This window comes from Streptomyces huasconensis (assembly GCF_021028635.1).
In the GTDB taxonomy this organism is placed as follows: Bacteria; Actinomycetota; Actinomycetes; order Streptomycetales; family Streptomycetaceae; genus Streptomyces; species Streptomyces huasconensis.
The window spans coordinates 6,521,663-6,541,870 of record NZ_CP086119.1; the positions used below are offsets into that span (position 1 = coordinate 6,521,663).

Annotated in this window: 16 protein-coding genes; 14 read left to right on the forward strand and 2 right to left on the reverse strand. The window is 69.5% G+C overall.

All coding sequences use genetic code 11. From position 1 onward, the window contains the following. Positions 1-220: 220 nt before the first annotated feature. The 13 genes from ngcE (at position 221) to J2N69_RS29230 (ending at position 17,293) form a co-directional block, all read left to right on the forward strand. Positions 221-1,654, forward strand: coding sequence for an N-acetylglucosamine/diacetylchitobiose ABC transporter substrate-binding protein (gene ngcE, locus J2N69_RS29170; protein ID WP_230903339.1), 1,434 nt, complete (start codon positions 221-223; stop codon positions 1,652-1,654). Between the two features lie 230 nt (positions 1,655-1,884). Next, complete coding sequence (locus J2N69_RS29175; RefSeq protein WP_230904925.1) at positions 1,885-2,826, forward strand: carbohydrate ABC transporter permease; 942 nt, start codon at positions 1,885-1,887, stop codon at positions 2,824-2,826. A 22-nt stretch (positions 2,827-2,848) separates the two neighbouring features. Continuing rightward, positions 2,849-3,748: a carbohydrate ABC transporter permease gene (locus J2N69_RS29180; RefSeq protein WP_230903340.1), complete on the forward strand. Its 900-nt coding sequence runs from the start codon at positions 2,849-2,851 to the stop codon at positions 3,746-3,748. A gap of 147 nt (positions 3,749-3,895) precedes the next feature. Beyond that, on the forward strand, positions 3,896-5,158 hold the full coding sequence (locus J2N69_RS29185; RefSeq protein ID WP_230903341.1) for an extracellular solute-binding protein: 1,263 nt from the start codon (positions 3,896-3,898) through the stop codon (positions 5,156-5,158). A 71-nt stretch (positions 5,159-5,229) separates the two neighbouring features. After that, entirely contained in the window at positions 5,230-6,177 is a 948-nt protein-coding gene (locus tag J2N69_RS29190) for a carbohydrate ABC transporter permease (RefSeq protein WP_175613666.1), read from the forward strand. Then, on the forward strand, positions 6,177-7,067 hold the full coding sequence (locus J2N69_RS29195; protein ID WP_230903342.1) for a carbohydrate ABC transporter permease: 891 nt from the start codon (positions 6,177-6,179) through the stop codon (positions 7,065-7,067). Before J2N69_RS29190 ends, J2N69_RS29195 begins: the two co-directional genes overlap by 1 nt. A gap of 197 nt (positions 7,068-7,264) precedes the next feature. Further along, positions 7,265-8,464, forward strand: a complete 1,200-nt coding sequence (locus J2N69_RS29200) for an ROK family transcriptional regulator (protein WP_230903343.1) — start codon at positions 7,265-7,267, stop codon at positions 8,462-8,464. 122 nt (positions 8,465-8,586) lie between these two features. After that, positions 8,587-9,684: a sugar ABC transporter substrate-binding protein gene (locus J2N69_RS29205; RefSeq protein ID WP_391938881.1), complete on the forward strand. Its 1,098-nt coding sequence runs from the start codon at positions 8,587-8,589 to the stop codon at positions 9,682-9,684. 124 nt (positions 9,685-9,808) lie between these two features. Further along, a complete protein-coding gene (locus J2N69_RS29210) occupies positions 9,809-10,609 on the forward strand; it encodes an ATP-binding cassette domain-containing protein (protein WP_230903344.1) in 801 nt (266 codons plus the stop codon). Further along, positions 10,606-11,898 carry a sugar ABC transporter permease gene (locus tag J2N69_RS29215; RefSeq protein ID WP_230903345.1) on the forward strand — a complete coding sequence of 431 codons (1,293 nt, stop codon included), beginning with the start codon at positions 10,606-10,608 and terminating at the stop codon, positions 11,896-11,898. Before J2N69_RS29210 ends, J2N69_RS29215 begins: the two co-directional genes overlap by 4 nt. 222 nt (positions 11,899-12,120) lie before the next feature. After that, the gene (gene dxs / locus J2N69_RS29220; RefSeq protein ID WP_230903346.1) at positions 12,121-14,052 is read left to right on the forward strand and encodes a 1-deoxy-D-xylulose-5-phosphate synthase; all 1,932 of its coding nucleotides are present in this window, start codon (positions 12,121-12,123) and stop codon (positions 14,050-14,052) included. 158 nt (positions 14,053-14,210) lie between these two features. Continuing rightward, complete coding sequence (locus tag J2N69_RS29225; protein WP_230903347.1) at positions 14,211-15,713, forward strand: amino acid permease; 1,503 nt, start codon at positions 14,211-14,213, stop codon at positions 15,711-15,713. A gap of 83 nt (positions 15,714-15,796) precedes the next feature. Next, a complete protein-coding gene (locus J2N69_RS29230) occupies positions 15,797-17,293 on the forward strand; it encodes an ArnT family glycosyltransferase (protein ID WP_230903348.1) in 1,497 nt (498 codons plus the stop codon). A gap of 11 nt (positions 17,294-17,304) precedes the next feature. Here the strand turns inward: J2N69_RS29230 and J2N69_RS29235 are convergent, their stop codons facing one another. Continuing rightward, complete coding sequence (locus J2N69_RS29235) at positions 17,305-17,673, reverse strand: PIN domain-containing protein (protein WP_230903349.1); 369 nt, start codon at positions 17,671-17,673, stop codon at positions 17,305-17,307. Between the two features lie 67 nt (positions 17,674-17,740). Between J2N69_RS29235 and J2N69_RS29240 the strand changes: the two genes are divergently transcribed. After that, positions 17,741-18,817, forward strand: coding sequence for a hypothetical protein (locus J2N69_RS29240; protein WP_230903350.1), 1,077 nt, complete (start codon positions 17,741-17,743; stop codon positions 18,815-18,817). Between the two features lie 204 nt (positions 18,818-19,021). Here J2N69_RS29240 and J2N69_RS29245 read toward each other — a convergent pair whose 3' ends face one another. Further along, positions 19,022-20,086 (reverse strand): LCP family protein, encoded by a 1,065-nt coding sequence (locus tag J2N69_RS29245; protein ID WP_230903351.1) that lies wholly within the window; start codon positions 20,084-20,086, stop codon positions 19,022-19,024. Positions 20,087-20,208: the final 122 nt, after the last annotated feature.

A 20,208-nucleotide genomic window follows, 5' to 3' on the forward strand; every position in this document is an offset into this window, starting at 1 on the left:
GATGTGCGAGAGGTTTGGCCAGGATCTCCGTAGGTCTCAACTCGGAGAACCTGTACCGGAAGCCTGTGTTCGATCTTGCCCAGCCGGCCGGGAGTGGACTATACCTGTCGGCATTCGCTCAGCGTTCGGCACGATCGCACGACCCCAGCTTCACACCACCGCGGTGCCGGGGAGGGTCCGGTTCACCGCCTGAGTCCTGTATGAAGGCGAGGACTTGAGCATGGGAACCACCAGCGTCAACCGTCGTGATGTCATGAAGAGGGCGGCGGCCGCCGGCCTGCTCGCGGTGCCGGCCGTCGGGGCGCTGAGCTCCTGCGCCAGCGGAGGCGGCGAGGAGAACAAGGCCGAGAAGGGCGAGAAGAGCAAGAAGAACCCGCTCGGCGTGAAAGCGGACGCGGGCCTCGCGGTCTACATCTTCAACGGCGGATACGGCGACAAGTACGCCCAGTTCGTCACGGACATGTACGCCGAGAAGTACCCCAAGGCCAAGCCGGAGCAGAAGGCGACCGAGAAGATCGCCACCCAGGTCCAGCCGAAGATCGTCCGCGGCAAGCCCACGGCGGACGTCGTCAACAACTCCGGCGCCGAGCAGATGAACATCGGCAAGCTCGTGCACAACAAGCAGGTCGCCGACCTCGGTGAGGTGCTCGACGCGCCCTCCTGGGACGACCCGGACGTCACCGTGCGCGAGACCCTGGTGCCCGTCGTCGAGCAGATGGGCCGCTTCGGCGGCGAGGAGTGCTACCAGCTCAACATCACGCTGACGGTGTACGGCAACTGGTACTCCGCCAAGCTCCTGGAGGACGGCCTCGACACCGCGTACCCGAAGACCTGGGACGAGATGCTCGCCGTCTGCAAGAAGGCCAAGGCCAAGGGCATCCACGGCTGGAGCTACCCGGGCGGCCACCCGCGCTACATGTTCTTCAGCATGTACGCGATGTTCGCCCAGCGCGGCGGCCGCGACGTCATCGAGGCGATGGACTACCTGGAGCCGGACGCCTGGCGGCACGACGCCGTCAAGGACGTCTTCGAGGCCTGGGAGGAACTGGTCGCCAAGAAGTACGTCCTGACCGGTTTCGACGGCCAGCAGGCCCACACCGAGATGCAGACCGCGTGGACGAAGGAGGGCAAGTGCCTCTTCGTGCCCAACGGCTCCTGGGTGGAGAACGAGGCGAAGGACACCACTCCCAAGGACTTCCGGATGGCGGTCGGCGCGACCCCGTCGCTGGACTCCGGCGACAAGATGCCCTTCGGCACGCTCTACGCCCCGGCCGGTGAGCCCTTCATCGTCCCCGCCAAGGCCACCAACCGGCAGGGCGGCCTGGAGTGGCTGCGGATGATGTACAGCAAGGAAGCCGCCCGCAACCTCTTCGAGGAGGTCGGCTCGCTGCCCGTCGTCAAGGGCGCCATCGACGGCGTGAAGCTGCCCTCGGGCACGGCGAGCGCCCAGGCGGCGATCAAGGCGGCCGGCGAGAACATCGTCATCCCCCGGTTCATGGACTGGTACAACGAACTGTTCCGCGAGGACTTCAACAACATGATCCACAAGTTCATGCAGGGCCAGATCGGCCCCAAGCAGGCGATGGACACCATGCAGAAGGCCTCCGAGCGCATCCTGAAGGACCCCGACATCACCAAGGTCAAGAAGGCCTGAGCGGCGGACCGGGCACGAGAGCCGACGAGGCACAAGAGCGGGCGAGGCTGAGCAGCGTGAAGACCGGGACCCAGGTGGGCGAACCGCCCCCCTCGAAGAACTCGAAGAACTCGAAGAACGCGCAGAAGACGGACGACTCGCGGAACTCGCCGGACTCGGAGGCGGCGCGGGGCGAGCACAAGCCACCGCCGACCCCGCTCCCCGGCCTGCTGCTGTGGCCGGCAGTGCTGCTGCCGCCCGGCCTCACACCCCAACGGGTCCGCTACGACCGGCGTTACCGCACCCTCGACAAGTACCGCTTCATCCTCGGCTTCCTGGCCGTGCCCCTCGCCTTCTACGCGCTCTTCGTCGTCTCGCCGTTCCTCCAGGCGATCTACTACTCCTTCACCGACTGGTCCGGCGGCCCGGTCGCGAACTTCATCGGGTTCGACAACTACCGCAAGATGTGGGACGACGTCCGCTTCTGGGACTCGCTCCAGGTCAGCGCGCTCCTGCTGGTGATCGCGCCCGTCGTGACACTCGTACTCGGCATCTTCTTCGCCTACATGATCACCGCGGGCGGCCGGCACCGCCGGGGCCAGGCCATCGCGGGCGTCGCAGGGTCGTCCTTCTACAAGGTCGTCTACTTCTTCCCGCAGGTGCTGTCCGTCTCCATCGTCGCCGTGGTGTGGGGGCGCGTCTTCAACACCAACAGCGGCCTGATCAACGGCGGCCTGGACAAGGCCGGCATCGAAGGCCCCGCCTGGCTGGGCGGCGACGAGACCCTCGCCCTGATCGCACTGCTCACCGTCATCAGCTGGAGCTTCGTCGGCTTCTACGTCGTGCTGTTCTCCGCGGCGATGGGCGCCATCCCCAAGGACATCCACGAGGCCGCGCTCCTGGACGGCGCGGGCCGCGCCCGCACCTTCTTCGGCGTCACGCTCCCGCTCATCTGGGACACCGTACGCACCGGCTGGATCTACATGGGCATCCAGGCGCTCGACACCTTCGCGATCTGCCTCGTGATGGTCCCGGCGCACGTCCTGAAGGTCACCCCGGTCTTCCTCTACGAACGCTTCCGCGACGGCCAGTACGGCTACGCCACCTCCATCGGCGTCGTCCTGCTCGTCCTGAGCGTGGCGTTCTCCCTGATCGTCATGCGGGTCGGGAATCGCGACCGGATCGAATACTGAAGACCGCGGGAGCCACTGCATCATGACCACGACCGCCGCCGCCACGCCCCGCCCCGGCACCACCGAGGCGCCCCGCCGCGAGACCGAGAAGGAGTCGGGCGGCACCCTCAACGTCTTCTCGCACGCCTTCCTCGTCCTGTGGGTCGTCCTGGCCGCCGGGCCCCTGATCTGGGTCGCGCTCACCGCGTTCCGCCCCTCGGCGGAGATCCTCAGCGATCCGGCCGGCTGGCCGGCCGCCTTCCACTGGGAGAACTTCACCAACGCCTGGAACAAGGCCGACATCGGCCGGTACACCATCAACTCGCTGATCATCCTGGCCGGTTCGCTGACCGGCACCATGCTGCTCGGCTCCATGGCGGCCTACGTCATCGCCCGCTTCACCTTCCCCGGCAACCGCGTCGTCTTCATGCTCTTCGCGGGCGGCATGATGTTCCCGGTCATCCTCGCGCTGGTCCCGCTCTTCGCCGTCATGGAGAACTTCGGGCTCCTGGAGACCCGGCCCGGCCTGATCATCGCGTACATCGCCTACTCGCTGCCCTTCACCACCTTCTTCCTGACCTCCTTCTTCCGTACGCTGCCGACCGGCGTGCAGGAGGCGGCGATGGTCGACGGCGCCTCGCACACCCGCACGTTCTTCCAGATCATGCTCCCGATGGCGAAGCCGGGCCTGGTCAGCATCGGCATCTTCAACTTCCTCGGCCAGTGGAACCAGTACCTGCTTCCGCTGCTGCTCAACAACGAGGAGACGAAGAACTACGTGCTGCCGCAGGGACTCGCCTCGCTGGCGGTCTCCCAGGGCTACCGCGGCGACTGGGGCGCGCTCTTCGCGGGCCTGACCATCGCCATGCTCCCGGTGCTCGTCGTGTACGCCGTCTTCCAGCGACAGGTACAGGCCGGTCTGACCGCGGGTGCGCTCAAGTGACCTGGTGGGGCAGGTGATTTCAGCTTGGCCACGAAAGTGGTCTAGGCCTGTCGGGGCAAAACCGGACGTGAGTAGTGTCGGCGCGACGGCGCCGCGGGGGGCGACTGTACGCGCCAAGTCGACACCGATGTCGAAGGGTTGAACAGCATGAGGAATCGAATGGTCGCCACCGGCGCGGCAACGCTCTGCATGGCGCTGGGGCTCACCGCCTGCGGCGGGGACAGCGACAGCGGTGACGGCAAGACCATCAAGCTCGTCGCCGCCGACTACGGCGACAAGGCCTCCAACGCCTCCAAGGTGTACTGGAACCAGGTCAAGAAGGAATTCGAGAAGGCCAACAAGGGCTACAAGGTCGACGTCCAGGTCATCAACTGGAACGAGATCGACAAGTCCGTCAAGAACATGATCCAGGCGGGCAACGAACCCGACCTGCTCCAGACGGGCGGTTACGCGGACAAGGTCGCCGACGACCTCCTCTACAAGGCGGACGAGGTGATGTCCGCCAAGACCCGCGAGAACCTCATCCCCACCTTCGCCAAGGCCGGCGAGGTCGACGGCACCCAGTACGGCATCCCCTGGGTCTCCTCCAGCCGCGTGATGTTCTACAACAAGGACGTCCTCAAGAAGGCCGGCGTGAAGACCCCGCCGAAGACCTGGGACGAACTCGCCGCCGCCGCGAAGAAGATCAAGGACAAGAAGGCCGCCGAGACTCCGTACGCCCTGCCGCTCGGCCCCGAGGAGGCCCAGGGCGAGACGATGATGTGGGAGCTGGGCAACGGCGGCGGCTACACCGACGCGGGCGGCAAGTACACCCTGGACAGCGCCCGGAACGTCGAGACGTTCGAGTGGCTCAAGAGCGAACTGGTCAAGCCCGGCCTCACCTACGCCAACCCCGCCTCCACCGACCGCAAGACGGCCTTCGCCGACTTCGCCGCGGGCAAGGTCGGCATGCTCAACGGCCACCCGAGCCTCATCCAGATGGCCAAGGAGGGCAAGGTCGACTACGGCGTCGCCCCCATCCCCGGCAAGGAAGGCCCGCTGAAGAGCACCCTCGGCGTGGCCGACTGGATGATGGCGTTCAAGGACGGCGGCGCGGAGAAGGAAGGCGTGAAGAAGTTCCTCGACTTCACGTACTCCAAGAAGATGCTGGCGTTCGACGAGATGTACAACCTCATGCCGGTCACCCAGGACGCCCTGAAGACCATGCAGACCAACGGCAAGCACAAGGACCTGGAGCCGTTCTTCGAGGTGCTGCCGAGCGCCAAGTTCTACCCGCTGGGCGACACCACCTGGGACGTCGTCTCCGCCGAGATCAAGAAGACCGGCGGCAAGGCCGTCGTCGACGACCCCAAGCAGGTCCTCGGCGACCTCCAGAAGAAGGCGGAGACGGCCGCGGCCGAAGCCAAGTAGCACGCCCTCCGTCCCGCGACCGTCCCTCTGGTCTGTCACTCCGGTCCCTCCCCAGTCCGCAAGGAGACCTTGTGTCACTGAAGGCCCCTCCGTCCCCGGCCGGTTCCGGCCGGGGACGGAGCGGGCGCGCACCCCGGCCGGTGAGCCGCCGCGGCGGAATCGCCCGGCTCGGCCCGCTGCCCTGGATAGCGCCCGTCATCCTGCTGATCCTCGCCGTGGTCGTCTGGCCCGTCATCGAGCTGATCCGCACCTCGTTCCTCAACATCTCCATCGCCGGCAAGGTCCGCGGCAGCGCCGGGACCGACAAGTTCAAGAAGCTCTTCGAGGAGAGCGACTTCGGGGCGGTCCTGCTCTGGACCGTGGTGTGGACGCTCGTCGTCGTCAGCGTCACGATGCTGCTCTCCCTGGCCCTCGCCCAGCTCTTCAACCAGAAGTTCCCCGGCCGCCGCGTCACCCGCTGGGCGCTCATCGCCCCCTGGGCCGCCTCCGTCCTGATGACCGCCATCGGCTTCAAGTGGATGCTCAACCAGACCGCCGGCGTCCTCAACACCCTGATGCTCGACCTCGGCCTCATCGACAGCTCCAAGGACTGGCTGGGCAGACCGGAGACCGCCTGGCCCTGGATGATGGCCGTCGCCGTCTTCGTCTCCCTGCCCTTCACCACGTACACGCTGCTCGCCGGGCTCCAGACCATCCCGCAGGAGGTCTACGAGGCCTCGCGCATCGACGGGGCGGGGTCCTGGCAGACGTACCGCCACATCACGCTGCCGATGCTGCGGTCCGCCTTCCTCGTCGGCGTCGTCATCAACCTCATCAACGTCTTCAACTCCTTCCCGATCATCTGGGCCATGACCCAGGGCGGCCCGGGCTACGACACCTCCACGTCGATGGTGTTCATGTACAAGCTGAAGGAGACCGACATCGGCGAGTCCGCGGCCATGTCGGTCGTCAACTTCCTGCTGGTCGTGGTGCTCGTGCTGATCTTCCTGAAGGTCAGCCGGTGGAACGAGGAGGACTGATGGCCGCCACGACGGCGAAGCTTCCCGCGCCCGAGAAGGGCCCAGCGCCCCGGAAGGGCCGCGCCCGCAAGCGCACCTTCCGGCCCCGCACCCTGGTGATCACGGCCTGCGCCTGGCTCCTCGCGGCGATCTTCCTCGCGCCGTACCTGGAAATGATCGTCACCGCCCTGCGCCCCAAGGAGGAGCTGCGGGACCGCACCTACCTGCCCCGAAATCTGGAGTGGGCGAACTTCATCGACGTATGGAAGGAGTCGGAACTCGGCCAGAACCTCCAGGTCACCCTGCTGGTCGCGGGCGGCGCCACGCTGCTGGTCCTGCTGGTCTCGCTCCCCGCGGCGTACTACACGGCACGCATGCGCTACCGCGGCCGCAAGCTCTTCCTGCTGCTTGTCCTGGTCACCCAGATGTTCCAGCCGACGGCGCTGCTGGTCGGCCTCTACCGCGAGTTCCACCAGCTGGACATGTTGAACTCGGTCTGGACCCTGATCCTCACCAACGCGGCGTTCAACCTCGCCTTCGCGGTGTGGATTCTGACGGCGTACATCTCCTCCATCCCCCCGGAGCTGGAGGAGGCCGCCATGGTGGACGGCACCAGCCGCTTCGGCGCGATGATCAAGGTGACGCTGCCGCTCGCGCTGCCGGGCGTGGTCACGGCGGTGATCTTCACCTTCATCACGTCGTGGAACGAGTTCGTGATGGGCCTGACCCTCACCACCGAACCGGCCAAGCAGCCGCTGACGGTCGGTATCAGCAACTTCATCGGCAACTACACGGTGCAGTGGAACTACCTCTTCGCCGCGTCGGTGGTCGCGATCATCCCGGTCATCGTGCTGTTCGCCTTCATCGAGCGGCATGTGGTGTCGGGGCTGACGGCGGGGTCCGTGAAGTAGCGGAGCGCACACCGCGGGGGCCGGGGCCCGACGGGAGGCGGAATGTCTCCTGCCGGGTCCCGGCCCTTCCGGCGTCCGATCCACTGTTTTTCCGTCAAGGACTTGACTGCGCCAACCCCTACATCGGAGCTTGGAGTTCACAACTTGTACGGGCGGCCACAGTGCCGTACGTCAGACGGCAAAAGGTGGATGAGTCAATGGAGACTCCGGGGTCGCAGTCCTCTCTGCACCGGGCCAATCTGGAGCGGGTCGTGCGCGCCGTACGCCTCGCCGGGTCGCTCACGCAGGCGGAGATCGCGAGGACGACGGGCCTGTCGGCGGCGACGGTCTCCAACATCGTGCGGGAGCTGAAGGACGGCGGGACCGTCGAGGTCACGCCCACCTCGGCGGGCGGCAGGCGGGCGCGCAGCGTCTCGCTCAGCGGGGACGCGGGCATCGTCATCGGCGTCGACTTCGGGCACACGCACCTGCGCGTGGCCGTCGGCAACCTCGCCCACCAGGTGCTCGCCGAGGAGGCCGAGCCGCTGGACGTGGACGCCTCCGCCGCGCAGGGCTTCGACCGGGCCGAGCAGCTGGTCAGCAGGCTGATCGCGGCCACGGGCGTCGACCCCACGAAGATCGCGGGCGTCGGGCTCGGCGTGCCGGGGCCCATCGACGTGGAGTCCGGGACGCTCGGCTCGACGTCGATCCTGCCGGGCTGGACCGGGACGAAGCCCGCCGAGGAGCTGGGCGCCCGGCTCGGCGTGCCGGTGCACGTGGACAACGACGCCAACCTCGGCGCCCTCGGCGAGCTGGTCTGGGGGAGCGGCCGCGGGGTCAAGGACCTCGCGTACATCAAGGTGGCGAGCGGTGTCGGCGCCGGGCTCGTGATCAGCGGGCGCATCTACCGGGGGCCCGGCGGCACCGCCGGGGAGATCGGCCACATCACGCTCGACGAGTCGGGCCCGGTCTGCCGCTGCGGCAACCGCGGCTGCCTGGAGACCTTCACCGCCGCCCGCTATGTCCTGCCGCTGCTCCAGTCCAGCCACGGCACGGATCTGACCATGGAGCGCGTGGTGGGCCTCGCGCGGGACGGCGACCCGGGGTGCCGACGGGTGATCGCCGACGTCGGGCGGCACATCGGCAGCGGCGTCGCGAACCTCTGCAACCTGCTCAATCCCTCCCGCGTCGTGCTCGGCGGGGACCTCGCGGAGGCCGGCGAGCTGGTGCTCGGCCCCATCCGGGAGTCCGTCGGGCGGTACGCCATCCCGAGCGCCGCCCGGCAACTGTCCGTACTCCCGGGGGCGCTCGGCGGACGGGCCGAGGTGCTGGGCGCCCTCGCCCTCGCGCTCAGCGAGATGGGTGATTCAACCCTTTTGGACGGAACACTGCCCGCCGGGGCGCCTGCCTTCACTTAGATAACGCATGGCACCGTTGTCATCTCGTTAAGGATTTACTCCTTGACGCTGGTGTGGCGGCCGAGTTGACTTCGAGCCACCTCGGCCGCAACGACGCGGCCTCGTCAGGGAGGCACCCCACCATGAACGCAATGACGCGTCGCGTCGTCATAGGTACGGCCGCGGTTTCGATGGCACTGGCCATGACCGCGTGCGGCAAGGCCGGCGACGGCGACGACAAGGGCAGCGGCGGCGACGACAAGACCATCGGTCTGCTGCTCCCCGAGAACAAGACCACCCGGTACGAGACCTTCGACCGCCCCATCATGGAGGCGAAGATCAAGGAGCTCTGCTCGGACTGCAAGGTCAAGTACAACAACGCCGCTCAGGACATCGAGAACCAGAAGAAGCAGTTCGACGCCCTCGTCACCCAGGGCGTCAAGGTGATCATCCTGGACGCGGTCGACTACAAGTCGACCAAGTCGTGGATCAAGCAGGCCGACAAGCAGGGTGTGAAGGTCGTGGCGTACGACCGCCTCGCCGAGGGCCCGCTCGCCGCCTACGTCTCCTACGACAACGAGAAGATCGGCCGCCTCCAGGGCGGGGCCATGGTCAAGGCGCTCGGCTCCGAGGCCAAGGACGCCAACGTCGTCATGATCAACGGCTCGCCGACCGACCCGAACGCCCCCTTCTTCAAGAAGGGCGCCCACTCGGTGCTCGACAAGAAGGTCAAGAAGATCGCGTACGAGCAGGACATCCCGGACTGGTCGCCCGACGAGGCGAACAAGAAGATGTCCTCCGCGATCGACAAGCTCGGCAAGGACGGCATCCAGGGCGTCTATGCCGCCAACGACGGCATGGCGGGCGGCGTGATCACCGCCCTCAAGCAGCGCGGCATCAAGGTCCCGGTCGGCGGCCAGGACGCCGAACTCGCGGGCGTACAGCGCCTGCTGAGCGGCGACCAGGACTACACGATCTACAAGGAGATCAAGCCGGAGGCCGAGACCACCGCCGAGATCGCCGTGGCGCTCCTCAAGGGCAAGGCCATCGAGCCCCTCACCGACCGCAAGGTCGACTCGCTCAGCGGCGACTTCAAGGGCATTCCGGCCAAGTTGTTCGACGCGCAGGCGATCACCAAGAACGAGGTCGCCGACACGATCATCAAGGACAAGGTCTACAAGGTCAGCGAGATCTGCACCGCCCAGTACAAGAAGGCGTGCGACACCGCGGGCATCAAGTAACTCCCGCTCCCAGTCAAGCAGTTCGTAGGAAACGGGTCCCGCGGAGCGTTCGTGAGAGCGCTCCCCGGGCCGCTGCTCCGCTCTCGCTGCACCACCCATCCCCGCCGGTCAGGCGGCGAAGGAGATGATTCACGTGTCCGCTACGCCCGTGCTGGCGTTGCGCGGGGTCTCCAAGCGGTTCGGCGCCGTCCAGGCGCTCACGGACGTAGACCTCGAAATCCACACCGGTGAGGTGGTCGCCCTGGTCGGCGACAACGGCGCCGGCAAGTCCACCCTCGTCAAGACGATCTCGGGCGTCCACCCGATCGACGACGGCACCATCGAGTGGGAGGGCCGCCCGGTCCGCATCGGCCGGCCGCACGACGCCCAGAACCTCGGCGTGGCCACCGTCTACCAGGACCTCGCGCTCTGCGACAACCTCGACGTCGTCGCCAACCTCTTCCTCGGCAGCGAGCTGAAGAGCGCCTCCGTCCTCGACGAGATCAAGATGGAGAAGCGCGCCAGGGAACTCCTGGACACCCTCTCCATCCGCATCCCCAGCGTCCGCATCCCGGTCGCGGCGCTCTCCGGCGGTCAGCGCCAGGTCGTCGCCATCGCCCGCGCGCTGGTCGGCGACCCCAAGGTCGTCATCCTCGACGAGCCCACCGCCGCCCTCGGCGTCGAGCAGACCGCGCAGGTCCTCGACCTGGTGGAGCGGCTGCGCGAGCGCGGCCACGGCGTGATCCTCATCAGCCACAACATGGCCGACGTGAAGGCCGTCGCGGACCGCGTGGCCGTGCTGCGGCTCGGCCGCAACAACGGCACGTTCTCCGTGGCCGACACCACCAACGAAGAGATCATCGCCGCGATCACCGGCGCCACGGACAACGCCGTGACCCGCCGCAGGGCGCGCACCGCCACGGCACCGAAGGAGGGAGCGAAGTGAGCGACCTCGCCAAGACCCCGACGAGCACCGACTCCGACACCCCGGCCCCGGCCGCCCCGGTCCCCGCCGTCGACCCGCGCCTCCTCGTCCGCGAGGAGGGCCTGGCCGGCTACTGGACCGAGTTCAAGCGCAAGATGCGCGGCGGCGAGCTGGGCTCGCTGCCCGTCGTCATCGGCCTGATCGTCATCGCGGTCGTCTTCCAGCTGAAGAACGACCACTTCCTGGACGCGAGCAGCCTCGCGAACATCGCGGTCTTCACCTCCGGCCTCGGCATCATGGCCGTCGGCATCGTCTTCGTCCTGCTCCTCGGCGAGATCGACCTCTCGGTCGGCTCGGTGGCCGGCATGGGCGCGGCCGTGTGGGCCGTGCTGAGCGTCACCCACGGCCTCAACGACTGGCTCGCGGTCGTCCTCGCCGTCCTCACCGGCCTCGTCATCGGCGCCGTCCACGGAGCGTTTTTCGCCAAGATCGGGGTGCCCGCCTTCGTGGTCACCCTGGCGGGCTTCCTCGGCTGGAGCGGCCTGCAGATCTGGCTGATGGGCGGCGAGGGCAGCATCAACACGCCCGAGGGCAGTGTCGTCGAGGACCTCACCGGCCACTTCTTCGCCGACAAGGCCGCGGCCTACGGTCTCGCGGCCGTCGCGATCCTCGCGTACGCCGCCTCCCTGCTGCTCGACAGCAAGCGCCGCAAGGCCGCCGCGCTGCCCTCGCGCCCGGTCAGCGAGATCGTGCTGCGCACGGCCGTCGTCGCCGTCCTCGCGGGCGGCGCGGCGTACGTCCTGAACGAGCCCGCGGGCGCCCGCGGCCTGCCGCTGGCCCTGGTGCTCTTCCTGGCCGTCCTGGTGATCGCGGACTTCGTGGCGCGGCGCACCACCTTCGGCCGGCAGGTCTTCGCGGTCGGCGGCAACGCGGAGGCGGCCCGCCGCGCCGGCATCAACGTCGACCGGGTCCGGATCACCGTCTTCGCGATCTCCGGCATGCTGGCGGCCTTCGGCGGCCTGTTCATCGCGAGCCTCTCCGGCGGCGCGACGAAGAGCCTGGGCGGCGGCAACACCCTGATGATGGTGATCGCGGCGGCCGTCATCGGCGGTACGAGCCTCTTCGGCGGGCGCGGCAAGGTGTGGTCCGCGCTCCTGGGCATGCTGGTGATCCAGTCCATCCAGCAGGGGCTGAACCTGCTCGGCATGGCGAGTGAGATCCAGTACATGATCACGGGGGCGGTGCTGCTGGCCGCGGTGGTCATCGACTCCGTCTCGCGGCGCACGCAGAAGTCGGCGGGGCGCGCGTAGCGGTTTCCGGGCGTTTTCCGGCTGCGGGCCCGTTGTGGCTGGTCGCGCAGTTCCCCGCGCCCCTTACGGGGGCTCCTCCCCGCGTCCCTGCTCAGGGGCGCGGGGTTTCCCATGTCCGGTAAACCCGCCTCCCGGGCGCAGCTCCCGGTGGCGGAACATTAGACTCGACAGACCCGGCAACGCTCGAACAGCACATCTCAGCTCTACTGCAAGGAGGCACGGGTGCCGCTGCTGACCCGCATCACGGGACCGCGCGATCTGGACCGGCTCAGCCCCGAGGAGCTGAACGAGCTGGCGGGCGAGATCCGCGGCTTCCTCGTCGACGCAGTCTCCAAGACCGGCGGCCACCTCGGCCCCAACCTCGGCGTCGTCGAGCTGACGATCGCCCTGCACCGCGTCTTCGAGTCCCCCAAGGACAAGGTCCTCTTCGACACGGGCCACCAGAGCTACGTCCACAAGCTGCTCACCGGCCGCCAGGACTTCGACAGGCTGCGCGCCAAGGGCGGCATCTCCGGCTACCCCTCGCGCGCCGAGTCCGACCACGACGTGATCGAGAACAGCCACGCCTCCACGGTCCTCGGCTGGGCCGACGGCCTCGCCAAGGCCAACGAGGTCCTGAAGAAGGACGACCACGTCGTCGCCGTCATCGGCGACGGCGCGCTCACCGGCGGCATGGCCTGGGAGGCGCTGAACAACATCGCGGCCGCCAAGGACCGCCCGCTGGTGATCGTCGTCAACGACAACGAGCGTTCCTACGCCCCCACCATCGGCGGCCTCGCCAACCACCTCGCCACGCTGCGCACCACCGACGGCTACGAGCGGTTCCTGGCCCGCGGCAAGGACATCCTGGAGCGCACCCCGGTCGTCGGCAGGCCGCTGTACGAAACGCTGCACGGCGCCAAGAAGGGCCTGAAGGACTTCATCGCCCCGCAGGGCATGTTCGAGGACCTCGGCCTGAAGTACGTCGGCCCGATCGACGGCCACGACATCGAGGCCCTGGAGTCCGCCCTCCAGCGCGCCAAGCGCTTCGGCGGCCCGGTCATCGTGCACTGCCTCACCGAGAAGGGCCGCGGCTACAAGCCCGCCGAGGAGGACGAGGCCGACCACTTCCACGGCATCGGCCCGATCCACCCCGACACGGGCCTGCCCGTCGCCGCGGGCGGCATGGACTGGACGTCCGTCTTCGGCGAGGAGATGGTCAAGCTCGGCCACGAGCGCGAGGACATCGTCGCCATCACGGCGGCCATGCTCCAGCCCGTCGGCCTGGCGAAGTTCGCCAAGGAGTTCCCCGAAAGGGTGTACGACGTCGGCATCGCCGAGCAGCACGCGGCGGTCTCCGCTGCGGGCCTGGCCACCGGCGGCCTGCACCCCGTCTTCGCCGTCTACGCCACCTTCCTCAACCGCGCCTTCGACCAGCTCCTGATGGACGTGGCCCTGCACAAGTGCGGCGTCACCTTCGTCCTGGACCGGGCGGGCGTCACCGGCACCGACGGCGCCTCGCACAACGGCATGTGGGACATGTCGATCCTCCAGTGCGTGCCGACGGTGCGGATCGCCGCCCCGCGCGACGCCGACCAGGTCCGCCTCCAGCTGCGCGAGGCCGTCGAGGTCGACGACGCGCCGACCGTCGTGCGCTACTCCAAGGGCGCGGTCGGTCCGGCCGTCAAGGCCGTCGGCACCGTCGGCGGCATGGACGTGCTGCGCGAGGCGGGCAGCGACCGGCCCGACGTGCTGCTGGTCTCCGTCGGCGCGCTCGCGCCCATGTGCCTGGAGATCGCGGGTCTGCTCGACAGGCAGGGCATCACCACGACCGTCGTCGACCCGCGCTGGGTCAAGCCGGTCGACGAGGCCATGGCGCCGCTCGCCGAGAAGCACCGCGTCGTCGTCACCGTCGAGGACAACTCCCGCGCGGGCGGCGTCGGTTCGTCGATCGCCCAGGCCCTGCGCGACGCGGGCGTCGACGTGCCGCTGCGCGACTTCGGCATCCCGCCGCGCTTCCTCGACCACGCCTCCCGCAAGGAGATCATGGCCGAGATCGGGCTGACCGCGCCGGACATCGCTCGCCAGGTCACGGGTCTGGTCGCCAAGCTGGACGGCAGGTTCGAGCGCGACACGGCCACGGCCGTGGAGTCCGTGGAGCCCGCCCGCGACTGATGTCCACCGACACGGCCGATGGGCCGGTTCCGGCACCCTGTACGGGTGGTGGGACCGGCCCATTCGCGTGAATAGGGCCGTGCCGGGCGGTGCGGGATACGCGGTCTCTCGATCATGTCGGGGACGACAAGCGTGGAGGCAAGCGTGGAGGTTCGCCCGTGACAAGCACCCTGTTCCGAACTAAGAGCGTGGAGCAGTCCATCCAGGACACCGAGGAACCGGAGCACGCGCTCAAGAAGTCGCTCTCCGCCCTCGACCTCACCGTCTTCGGCGTCGGTGTCATCATCGGCACCGGCATCTTCGTCCTGACCGGGAAGGTGGCCAAGGAGACCGCGGGCCCCGCCACCGCGCTCGCCTTCGTCGCCGCGGGCGTGGTCTGCGCGCTCGCGGCCCTCTGCTACGCCGAGTTCGCCTCGACCGTGCCGGTGGCCGGATCGGCGTACACCTTCTCCTACGCCTCCCTGGGCGAGCTGCCCGCCTGGATCATCGGCTGGGACCTGGTGCTGGAATTCGCGCTCGGCACCGCCGTGGTCGCCGTCGGCTGGTCCGGCTACGTCCGCTCGCTGATGGACAACGCGGGCTGGCATCTGCCGGAAGTGCTCACCGGGCCCGACGCCGCCGAGGGCTTCGGCTTTGACATCCTCGCCTTCGCGCTGGTCCTCGCCCTCACCGTCATCCTCGTCCTCGGCATGAAGCTCTCCGCGCGCGTCACCACGGTCGTCGTGGCCATCAAGGTCGCCGTCGTCCTGATCGTCATCATCGCGGGCGCCTTCTTCATCAAGGCCGACAACTACAAGCCCTTCATCCCCAAGGCCCAGGAGGTCCCGCCGGGCGACAGCATTCAGTCGCCGCTGATCCAGCTGATGTTCGGCTACGCGCCCACCAACTTCGGCGTCCTCGGCATCTTCACGGCCGCCTCCGTCGTCTTCTTCGCCTTCATCGGCTTCGACATCGTGGCCACCGCCGCCGAGGAGACCCGGCTGCCGCAGCGCGACATGCCACGCGGCATCCTCGGCTCCCTCCTCATCTGCACGGTCCTGTACGTCGCCGTGTCCATCGTCGTCACCGGCATGCAGCACTACAGCGAACTCTCCGTGGACGCCCCCCTGGCCGACGCCTTCAAGGCCACCGGGCACCCCGCCTACGCGGGCATCATCAGCTTCGGCGCCGCCGTCGGCCTCACCACCGTCTGCATGATCCTGCTCCTCGGCCAGACCCGCGTCTTCTTCGCGATGAGCAGGGACGGGCTGCTGCCCCGGTTCTTCTCCCACGTCCACCCGAAGTACAAGACGCCGCACCGGCCGACCATCCTCCTCGGCGTGCTCATCGCGATCCTCGCGGGCTTCACCAGCCTCGACGAACTCGCCGAACTGGTGAACATCGGCACGCTCTTCGCCTTCGTCGTCGTCGCCCTGAGCGTCATCATCCTGCGCCGCACCCGCCCCGACCTGCCCCGCGCCTTCCGCACCCCGATGGTGCCCCTGGTGCCCATCCTCTCGGTGGCGGCCTCGGTGTGGCTGATGCTGAACCTGCCCGCCGAGACCTGGATGCGGTTCGGCATCTGGATGGCGCTCGGCTTCCTCGTCTACTTCGCGTACGGGCGTTCGCACAGCCAGCTCGGCCGGCGCGAGAAGCGGCTCGGCGCCGACGACGCACGGTAGTCACCCGCCGTTCGGCAGGCATTTCCATCGGCCCCGTATGTCCCGACCCGATCGGAACTGCGGGGCCGGATAGCGTGCACCGTATGCTCGCCGCGCCCGCCACCTCACTACGCTCCGTACGCGGCCTCCGGGTGCCGGGGCCGCGCAAGGAGCACGCACCCGGCCCCCGGACCGGCTACTGGAGTCGCCTGCTCCCCCTGCTCGCCGCCCTGGCGTGCGTGACCCGCCTGCCCTCCTTCCGGCTGCCGCTGTGGAACCCCGACGAGGGCTATCTCGCCGTCCAGGCACGGATATTGGCCGACGGCGGAGAGCTGTACGAGACGGTGGTCGACCGCAAGCCGCCGCTCGTCCCCTGGCTCTACGCGGGCGCCTTCGCGCTCTTCGGCGACTCCTCGCTGCTGCCGCTGAAGGTCCTCGCGGTCGCCGCACAGCTCCTGACGGCGGCCCTCCTCGCCTCGCTGGCCCGGCACCGCTGGGGGGACACCGCGGGCCGCACGGCGGGCGTGCTGTACCTCCTGGTCTCGATCGGCCTCAACCCGGAGGACGCCCAGGCGGCCACCTTCGAGGTGTTCATGCTGCCGTGCACGGCAGCCGCCATGTGGTGCGCGGACTGCCGCCGGTGGGGCGCAGCGGGCGCGGCCGTCGCCTGCGCCTTCCTCGCCAAGCAGACCGGCGGCGCGGTGCTCCTGCCGGTGCTCTGGCTGCTGTGGCGCGGCGGGACGCCCCGGCGCGGCGCCCCACGCCTGGCGGCCGGCCTGTGCGGGCCCGTCCTGGCCGCCGCCCTGCTGACCTCACCCTCCGGCTTCCTCTTCTGGACGGTGACGGGGTCGGGCGCCTACGCCTCCTTCACCGGTTCCGAACTCCACGTCCTGGGGCGGGGGTTGGTGAACGCCGCGATCCTCGCCGCGGCCTGCGCGGGCCTCGCCCCGCCGGTCGTACGCGTTCTGCGCATCGCCCGCACCGGGGCGGGGGAGCTGTGGCTCTGGCTCGCCTCATCGGTGGCCGCCGTGCTGCTCGGCTTCCACTTCTTCGGCCACTACTACCTCCAACTCATGCCGCCCCTCGCGCTGTTGGGCACGGCGGCGCTCCAGATCCTGCCGCGCGAGCGGACGGTCAGGGCGCTCGTCACGTCGGGATGCGCGTGCGCGGTGTTCCTGGCCTGGGGCCTGACCGCGCCGCGCCCCGAACTGGCGCACGCCACGCGCCTCGCGGAGACGGTCAGGGCGCACACCGCGCCCGACACGAGGGTGCTGTTCTGGGGGATACACCCGGAGACGTACTGGCTGGCCGACCGCCCGCCCGCGAGCCGCTTCCTCACGGCGGGCCTGCTGACCAACTACAGCGGCGGCCGCAACGGCCCGCAAGTGGGGGAGAAGTACGCGATCGACGGCGCCTGGCCGACGTTCCGCGAGGAGTGGCGGCGCCGCCCGCCGACCCTGGTGATCGACGACTCCCGCGGCAAGCCGTACGCCCCCACCAGGGTGCCGTCCCTGCGGAGGGCCTTGGCGGCGGGATACGAGCCGGTGCTGTGGGTGGAGGGGGCGGTGGTGTACGCGCGGGTGGGCGGGGAGACGCGGTGAGGCCCACCCCGCTACGGACGCACCGCCCGCGGCCCCACGCACTGCGCCCCCGACTCCGCGACCCTGCGGCGCAGTTCCCGGTCGGCCGTGACCACCACGCACGGGCGGTCCGCCGCCTCGGCGGCCACCTCCACGATGCGGTCGTCGCCGCTGCCGGGCGCGCTGTCGACGCGTACACCGGGCACGGACGCGACACCGCGCGCCGCCCCTTCGACGACCAGGACGATGTCCAGCGGGCCCGGATGCCCGGCGATGCCCTCATCGGCGTACGCGACGAGCCGGTCCCGCAGCCGCTCGGCGGCCCCGCGGCGGTCGTGCCACCAGCCGTCGGGCACGGACCCCACGACGTTCGCGGCGTCGACGACGACAAGAGTTCTCATACGGCAAACGTAAACTAATCGGCAGAACACTGTGCGCACGTGAACGTGAAAGGGCTGCCGCCGAGTCATGCCGTCGAGGACGAGGACCCTCAGCACCGGTGCCCCGGACACCGCCCGCTGGCTGCTGCGCGGCAAGGACGGCCGGCTCACCGCGTACGCCCGTGCCGACGGCGGCCTGCTGCGCTGGACGGAGGCGCGGCCCGGCGGCTCCGACTGGACGGGCCCCGACTTCTTCGAGGCGCCCGACCTGACCTACCTCACGCTGGCGCAGGGCGTCGACGGATACGTCCACTTCATCGGCCGCCGCGAGCGGCGCGATGCCGACGGCAAGGCCGTCGTCGACCTCGTGCACTCCATCCAGTACCAGACGGGGCGCCCGCTCATGGACTGGCGTTCGCTCGGCAACCCGCACACCAAGCTCGTGGAGCGCGCGCCGCACCTCGGCGCGCCCGCCGCCGCCGTGGACGCCGCGGGCACGGTGCACGTCTTCGTGCGGGACGCCGTGAACAGCGTACGGATGCGCCGTGAGGGCAAGGGCGGCAAGTGGGAGGGCTGGAAGGACTTCAAGGTCCGCGAGGCCCTGGACGGCATCACCGCCCTCGCCACGGCCGCCGGTCGCATCGAAGTCCTCGCGCCCGGCGCCAAGGCGACCCTGCGCTGGGCCCAGGAGAAGCAGGGCGGCGAACTCGTACGCGCGGACGACATCCCGCTCGCCCCCGTCCCCGGCTCCGGCACCGCCCTGGAGACCGCCCCCGACCGCCTCACGTACTACGCGGCCGACGCGCTCGGCAGCGGCATCCTCGCCCGCCGTCCCGCCCTCGGCGGCCCCGTGATCCCCCTCGGCGGGGCCCCGGGGGCCGGGCCGGTCGCGGCGCTGCGCACGACCATAGACGGCCACGACTGCACGGTCCTCGCGCACCGCACGGCCGCCGGCCGCCCCGAGCTGGCCGCGTTCCCCACCGAGGACGAGGAAGCGGGCCTGTGGTGGGCCGAGACCGGCGAACCCTGCCTGGGCGCCCCGGCGTTGGCGCTGGACGCGCGCGGCCGGGTGGTCATGGCGGCGATCGGCCTGGACGGCACGCTGCGCCTGACCCGCCAGAAGGCGGAGCCGGGTCTGGCACTGGAGGCGTGGGCGAGAGTGTGAGGCGGCGCCCTGGCCGGGCGGCTCAGCATTGCGGCTTCCCTGGGCCGGTTCGGTGGATTCCCCGGCGGCCAGCCCTGGTCAGGGCAGCGGGAGTTCACGCGCCCCCGGCCACCGGCCGCCCCCGGTCGCCCGGCCGGGGATCACGGCCATCCCACGGCTCGGTGGCCGGGCCTCGGCGGCCACCTCCGGGCGAGCGGCGCAGCCCTACGCGCCCCCGCCGCCCCGTGCCGGGGACTTCTTCGCCGCCGCGGGGACAGGCTGGTCCGCCTTGAGGGCTCGCCAGAGTTCATCGGCCTGCGGGTGTGCCGTGACCACTCGGTTCGGGTCCAGTTTGTCGTACTCCACCGGCAGCATGACCGTGTCCATGCCGCCCGGGCCGAGCCGGTTCAGGCTCTTGGCGAAGTCCGCCAGGTCGGTGAGGGAGCCGAGCCCGGAATCGGTGGTCAGCGCCTCGGTCGCGGCGTTGGCGGTCTTGTACAGCTTGGCGGGGTTACTCAGGGTCTCCTGGTGCTTGATCTCCGCGAGCGCCGCCAGCAGGAACTTCTGCTGGAGCCCGATGCGTCCGAGGTCGCTGCCGTCCCCGACGCCGTGCCGGGTGCGGACGAACGCCAGCGCTTGCGTGCCGTCGAGCCGGTGCGTGCCCGCCGCCAGCTGCAGACCGCTGTCCCTGTCGTCGATCGCCCTGTCCGTGGTGACCGTCACCCCACCGAGCGCGTCCACCAGCTTCTTGAGACCGGCGAAGTCGATCTCGACGTAGTGGTCCATGCGGATGCCGGTCATGGCCTCGACCGTCTTCACGACACAGGCCGGACCGCCGCTGGTGTACACGGAGTTGAACATCACGCGCCCCGCCTCCGGCAGCTCCTTGCCGCCGGACGTGGTGCACCGCGGCCGCGTCACGAGCGTGTCCCGCGGAATGCTCACCGCGGTCGCCTTCGCCCCGCCCGCGGGCAGATGCACCACCATCGCCGTGTCGGAGCGGGCCGTGCCGCCCGTGTCGCCGCCCGCCAGGCCCGAGTTGGCGCCGGACCGCGAGTCGGAGCCGAGGACGAGGATGTCCTGGGTGCCGTCGTCCCGGTCGGCGGGCCGGTCGCCACCGAGGGCGGCACTGATGTCGATGGTGCTGAGATTGCCCATCAGATGCCGGTACGCCCAGTAGCCCAGACCGCCGCCGACGACGAGCAGTGCGGCGAGGGTCCAGCACACGACGCTGCGGAACCTGCGTCCCGGCTTCGACCCGCGCCGGTGACCGCGGGAATGTCTTGCCATGATCATCCTTTCCGGAGTGCGCCGCGCGACGCCCTTCTCATTTGACGGTCCGGGCCAGGGCATTGTTCAAACAAAAAGTCCCTTCCGCCGGGCCGGAAGTCCCGAAAGTCCGGGACCAATGC

Excerpts from the sequence above, each read along its gene's own strand:
- J2N69_RS29205 (WP_391938881.1), top strand. The coding sequence starts at position 8,587 with ATGAACGCAATGACGCGTCGCGTCGTCATAGGTACGGCCGCGGTTTCG.
- J2N69_RS29180 (WP_230903340.1), top strand. The coding sequence starts at position 2,849 with ATGACCACGACCGCCGCCGCCACGCCCCGCCCCGGCACCACCGAGGCG.
- J2N69_RS29245 (WP_230903351.1), bottom strand. The coding sequence starts at position 20,086 with ATGGCAAGACATTCCCGCGGTCACCGGCGCGGGTCGAAGCCGGGACGC.
- J2N69_RS29195 (WP_230903342.1), top strand. The coding sequence starts at position 6,177 with ATGGCCGCCACGACGGCGAAGCTTCCCGCGCCCGAGAAGGGCCCAGCG.
- J2N69_RS29235 (WP_230903349.1), bottom strand. The coding sequence starts at position 17,673 with ATGAGAACTCTTGTCGTCGTCGACGCCGCGAACGTCGTGGGGTCCGTG.
- J2N69_RS29230 (WP_230903348.1), top strand. The coding sequence starts at position 15,797 with ATGCTCGCCGCGCCCGCCACCTCACTACGCTCCGTACGCGGCCTCCGG.
- J2N69_RS29200 (WP_230903343.1), top strand. The coding sequence starts at position 7,265 with ATGGAGACTCCGGGGTCGCAGTCCTCTCTGCACCGGGCCAATCTGGAG.
- J2N69_RS29210 (WP_230903344.1), top strand. The coding sequence starts at position 9,809 with ATGATTCACGTGTCCGCTACGCCCGTGCTGGCGTTGCGCGGGGTCTCC.
- J2N69_RS29240 (WP_230903350.1), top strand. The coding sequence starts at position 17,741 with ATGCCGTCGAGGACGAGGACCCTCAGCACCGGTGCCCCGGACACCGCC.
- J2N69_RS29185 (WP_230903341.1), top strand. The coding sequence starts at position 3,896 with ATGAGGAATCGAATGGTCGCCACCGGCGCGGCAACGCTCTGCATGGCG.
- ngcE (WP_230903339.1), top strand. The coding sequence starts at position 221 with ATGGGAACCACCAGCGTCAACCGTCGTGATGTCATGAAGAGGGCGGCG.